4 protein-coding genes and 1 pseudogene are annotated in these 5,265 nt (G+C 70.3%); 1 reads left to right on the top strand and 4 read right to left on the bottom strand.

The window, feature by feature from the left end; all coding sequences use genetic code 11:
• From ACFV61_RS33295 to ACFV61_RS33280, 4 genes and pseudogenes are all read right to left on the bottom strand, one after another.
• A pseudogene (locus tag ACFV61_RS33295) lies at positions 1-93 on the bottom strand (N-acetyltransferase); the annotation flags it as partial.
• Positions 94-162: 69 nt separating this feature from the next.
• Positions 163-915 carry an amino acid ABC transporter ATP-binding protein gene (locus ACFV61_RS33290; RefSeq protein ID WP_107453034.1) on the bottom strand — a complete coding sequence of 251 codons (753 nt, stop codon included), beginning with the start codon at positions 913-915 and terminating at the stop codon, positions 163-165.
• Positions 916-956: 41 nt separating this feature from the next.
• Complete coding sequence (locus ACFV61_RS33285; protein ID WP_063347850.1) at positions 957-1,931, bottom strand: amino acid ABC transporter permease; 975 nt, start codon at positions 1,929-1,931, stop codon at positions 957-959.
• Between the two features lie 37 nt (positions 1,932-1,968).
• Positions 1,969-2,898, bottom strand: a complete 930-nt coding sequence (locus ACFV61_RS33280) for an ABC transporter substrate-binding protein (protein WP_380495772.1) — start codon at positions 2,896-2,898, stop codon at positions 1,969-1,971.
• Between the two features lie 1,009 nt (positions 2,899-3,907).
• Here ACFV61_RS33280 and ACFV61_RS33275 point away from each other — a divergent pair.
• The gene (locus ACFV61_RS33275; RefSeq protein ID WP_063347848.1) at positions 3,908-5,101 is read left to right on the top strand and encodes an NADP-dependent malic enzyme; all 1,194 of its coding nucleotides are present in this window, start codon (positions 3,908-3,910) and stop codon (positions 5,099-5,101) included.
• Positions 5,102-5,265: the final 164 nt, after the last annotated feature.

Raw genomic sequence — 5,265 nt, 5'->3', positions numbered from 1 at the left:
GCCGGTGCGGGGGCAGCGCCAGCGGCCGTCGCCGACGGGTTGCAGCGGCTCGCCGGCGCGACCGACCCAGCCGATCCGGCGGGCCGGGACGCCGGGGGGCCGGGGGGCGGGCCGGGGGGCGCCGGGGGGCCCCCCCGGGGCGGCCCCCCGGTCGGTACGGTTCTACAGCACCTTGGAGAGGAAGGCGCGGGTGCGCTCGTGCCGGGGGTCGGTGAGCACCTCGCGGGGGTTGCCGGACTCGACCACCACACCGCCGTCCATGAACACCAGCGCGTCGCCGACCTCGCGGGCGAAGCCCATCTCGTGGGTGACGACCACCATGGTCATGCCCTCCTCGGCGAGGCCGCGCATGACGTCGAGGACGTCGCCGACCAGTTCGGGGTCGAGCGCCGAGGTGGGCTCGTCGAACAGCATCAGCTTGGGCTTCATGGCCAGCGCGCGGGCGATCGCGACGCGCTGCTGCTGGCCGCCGGAGAGCTGGGAGGGGTAGTTCTTCGCCTTGTCGGCGAGGCCGACCCGCTCCAGCAGGACCATCGCCCGCTCCCGGGCGGCGGCCTTGCTCTCGCCCTTGACCTGGACCGGGGCCTCCATGACGTTCTCGACGGCCGTCATGTGCGGGAACAGGTTGAAGCGCTGGAAGACCATGCCGATGTCGCGCCGCTTGACGGCGACCTCGCGGTCCTTGAGCTCGTAGAGCTTGTCGCCCTTCTGCTGGTAGCCGACCAGTTCGCCGTCCACCCAGAGGCGTCCGCCGTTGATCTTCTCCAGGTGGTTGATGCACCGCAGGAAGGTCGACTTGCCGGAGCCGGAGGGGCCGATCAGGCAGAACACCTCGCCCTGCTTGACCTCCAGGTCGATGCCCTTGAGCACGTGCACGGAGCCGTAGGACTTGTGGACGCTCTCGGCGCGCACCATCGGCTGCCCGGTGGCGGCGGCCGGGGTCTTGCTCAGGCCGGTCATACGTGACCACCTCCCTCAAGCCCCGGGACGACGTCGGCGCCGGTCTTCGGGGCGGGCTTCCCGGCGAACAGGCCCCGCAGCCGCTGCACCGGGGTGGGCGGGAGGGTCCGGTTGGAGCCGCGGGCGTAGTAGCGCTCGATGTAGTACTGGCCGATGGTCAGCAGCGAGGTGAAGAACAGGTACCAGAGGCTGACCACGATCAGCAGCGGGATGTTCTGGTAGTTCCGGGAGTAGATGACCTGACCGGCCCGGAAGATCTCCTCCAGGGAGATCACGCTGACCAGTGAGGTGGTCTTGAGCATCGAGATGGTCTCGTTGCCGGTCGGCGGGATGATCACCCGCATGGCCTGGGGCAGGACGATCCGGCGCATGGTCTGGAACCGGCTCATGCCGAGCGCGTGGGCGGCCTCGGTCTGGCCCTCGTCCACCGACTGGATGCCGCCGCGGACGATCTCCGCCATGTAGGCGGCCTCGTTGAGGCCGAGGCCCAGCAGGGCGGCGACGAAGGTCGGGATCAGGACGTTGGTGTCTGCGGACCAGAACTCCGGCCCCCACGGGACGCCGATCGACAGCTTGGCCCAGATCAGGCCGAGGAAGTTCCAGAACACCAGCTGCACCAGCACCGGGGTGCCGCGGAAGACCCAGATGTACATCCAGGCGGTGCCGGAGAGCAGGGGGTTCGGGGACAGGCGCATCACGGCGAGGACGATGCCGCCGATCACGCCCATCAGCATGGAGAGGACGGTCAGTTCCAGCGTGACGACCATGCCGTGCACGATGCTGTCGTGGAACAGGTACTGCCCGACGATGTCCCACTTGAAAGCGGGGTTGGTGAAGAGGGCGCTCAGCAGCATCGCCGCAAGCAGGGCGATGACGACGGCGCCCACCCAGCGTCCGGGGTGGCGGACCGGGACGGCCTTGATGGTCTCAGGCCGTCCCTCCTCCGCCTTCCCCTTGTCCAGAGAGTTCACGGTGTGGCCTCGGGGGAGAGATGGAGCAGGCGGACGGTCAGCTCACGGCGCCGTTGACGGTCGACTTGTCGAGGGCGCCGGACTCGACGCCCCACTTGGTGAGGATCTGCTTGTAGGTGCCGTCGTCGATCAGCGACTGGACGGCGCCCTGGATCGCGGGGGTGAGCTTGGAGCCCTTGGCGACGGCGACGCCGTAGGGGGCCACGCCGTAGGTGGAGCCGAGCTTCTCCAGCTGGCCGCCGGCCTGCTTGATCGCGTAGTCGACGACCTGGGAGTCGGCCATCATGGCCTGGTCGCGGCCGGAGACGACGGCGTTGGTGACGTCCGTCTGGAGGTCGAACTTGTCGCCGTCGTTCTGGATGCCCGGCTTCCCGTTCTTGGCGCAGTCCGGGTTGCGGGTGTCCTTGATCTCGTCGGCCTGGGTGGTGCCGGTCTGGACGGCGACCTTCTTGCCGCACAGGTCGTTGGGGTCGACCTTGTCGGGGTTGCCCTTCTTGACCGCGATGGCGCTGCCGGAGTTGAAGTAGGTCACCATGTCGACGACCTGCTCGCGCTCCTTGTTGTCCGTGAAGGACGACATGCCGAGCTGGAACTTGTTCGACTGGATGCCGGGGATGATCGCGGTGAAGCCGGAGTCCTGGACGTCGGCCTTCAGCCCGAGCTTGGCCGCGATGGCGTTGGCCAGGTCCACGTCCATGCCGATGACCTTGCCGCTGTCGTCCTTGAACTCGTCCGGCGCGTACGAGGCGTCCGCGCCGACCAGGAGCTTGCCGGAGGACTTGACGTCGGCGGGGACGAGGGCGGCGAGCTTGTCGTCGGCCTTGACCGCGTTGACGGTCGCGGAGGCGTTGGGCGCGCCGCTGCCACCGTCGCTCTTGCTGCTGCTGCAGCCGGTCAGGACGAGGGTGACGGAGGCGGCAACCGCGCCGGCCGCGAGAAGCCGGGTGCGCTGGGTACGGGCGGTCATGAGGGGGATCTCCTCCTGAGGGAGAGGGCGGGCGGAGCGCGCCGCGGGGGGGCGGCACACCGGGGCGGCAGGTTCGTACGGCGCTGTACGGGTGTATTTCGCTGTACGTCGTCGTACGTGCAGGGCCGGGTGGTGCGGTGCCTGTGCGGACGGGCCGCCCAGGTTGCTGCGGGGTACTGCTTCCGCCACCCTCCGCCGAGGTGGACGTCAAGCGAACCGCCTCGACCAGTGGCCGGCTCGATCCGAGATGGGGGGAATCCTGCCATCTGTGAACGGTCAGATGGCCCTCATCCAGATCAAAATCGGATAACGAGGGCCCGGGCTGTCCGCTATTCGGACTTATTCCGTGTTCCTGTCACTCCGTGCATAAGTATGCAGATCCCTCTGCCCGGTGCCCGGAGGCCCGCCGCCCCCGGCTCGGATGCCGCCGTCGACCACGGCGCAGGGACGTGCGGCCGCCACGGTGACGCGTGGGTGTACGCGAAATGGCGGACATGCGATCCGGCCATCCCGCACTCCCGGGCCCGGCAGCGGGTGTGTCAGAATTCGGTACCGGGTGACCCCCGAACGCTCGAACCAGACCGACGAGCCCCGACAGGCTCGGGGTGTCCGGGAACGGAAGTCATCACGTGGCTCCGTATCCGGGACGCCGACTCCCCAGCGCGTCTGCGTTCACTCCTGCGGGTGCGCGTGCCGCCATCACCGTTGCCGCCGCCGGAGCCCGGCGCTTCCGACGCCGGGCCCCAGTGACGCGACAGCTCGGCGATGAACTGCACGTGACGAGGACGAAAAGGCATAGGTGCGATGCCTTGGTCCGACCTACGCTCGGCCCGGAAGCACAACGCGGACCAACAAGACCCATAAAACCCTCATCCGAGGGCGCCGCCCGACGGCAGCGCCCCGACCCAGCCCCCGGGTCCGCTTCGGCGTACCCGGTTTCCGGTTTCCGGACGGGTCGTCCTGTCCGTCGGTCGCGCACCCTCGCCAGATCAATGACGAAGAGGTCATCGTGGCAGCGGAGATCATCAGCAGCACCCAGGACACCGTCGATCCGGTCGACGCCGTTTTCGCGCTCCACCGCGGCGGCAAGATGGAGATCAGGGCGACCGTCCCGGTGCGCGACGCGGACGACCTGTCCCTCGCCTACACGCCCGGTGTCGCCCGCGTCTGCACGGCCATCGCCGAGCAGCCGGAGCTGGTCAACGACTACACCTGGAAGTCCAACACCGTCGCCGTGGTCACCGACGGCACCGCCGTGCTGGGCCTCGGCGACATCGGCCCGGAGGCCTCCCTGCCCGTGATGGAGGGCAAGGCCATCCTGTTCAAGCAGTTCGGCGGCGTGGACGCGGTGCCGATCGCGCTCGCCTGCACCGAGGTCGACGAGATCGTCGAGACCGTGGTGCGGCTGGCGCCCTCCTTCGGCGGCGTCAACCTGGAGGACATCTCCGCCCCCCGCTGCTTCGAGATCGAGCGTCGGCTCCAGGAGGCCGTGGACATCCCGGTCTTCCACGACGACCAGCACGGCACCGCGATCGTCACCACCGCCGCCCTGTGGAACGCGGCCAAGGTGACCGGCCGTGAGATCGGCTCGCTGCGGGCCGTCATCTCCGGCGCCGGCGCGGCCGGCATCGCCATCGCCAAGATGCTGGTGGCGGCGGGCATCGGCGACGTCGCGGTCTGCGACCGCAAGGGCGTGGTGTACGACGGCCGCGGCGACCTCACCGACGTCAAGGCCGAGATCGCCGAACTGACCAACCGCACCGGCCTCAAGGGCACCCTGGCCGACGCGATGGCCGGCGCCGACGTGTTCATCGGCGTCTCCGGCGGCACCGTGCCGGAGGAGGTCGTCGCGACCATGGCCGCGGGCGCGTTCATCTTCGCGATGGCCAACCCCACCCCGGAGATCCACCCCGAGGTCGCGCACAAGTACGCGGCGGTCGTCGCCACCGGGCGCAGCGACTTCCCGAACCAGATCAACAACGTGCTGGCCTTCCCCGGCATCTTCGCCGGCGCCCTCCAGGTGCGGGCCAGCCGGATCACCGAGGGCATGAAGCTGGCCGCCGCCAAGGCGCTGGCCGGTGTCGTCGCCGACGAGCTGACGCCGCAGAAGGTCATCCCCTCGCCGTTCGACGAGCGGGTCGCCCCGGCGGTCACCAAGGCCGTCGCCGAGGCCGCCCGGGCCGAGGGCGTGGCCCGGATCTGACGATCCGGGCGCCGCTGCCGGGCAGGCCCGGCGTGAGCGGCGCCGCCGACACGGCCGGGGGGGGGGGGCGCGGGGGGCCCACGCGCGGGGGGGGGGGGCGGCCGCGGGCGGGGCGGGGGGCGGCGCGGGGGTTGTGGGGGCCGCACGGGGCGGGAGCGCGCTCA

It is taken from the genome of Kitasatospora sp. NPDC059817 (assembly GCF_042731835.1).
GTDB lineage: Bacteria > Actinomycetota > Actinomycetes > Streptomycetales > Streptomycetaceae > Kitasatospora.
This window is presented reverse-complemented; position numbering and strand designations above follow the sequence as displayed.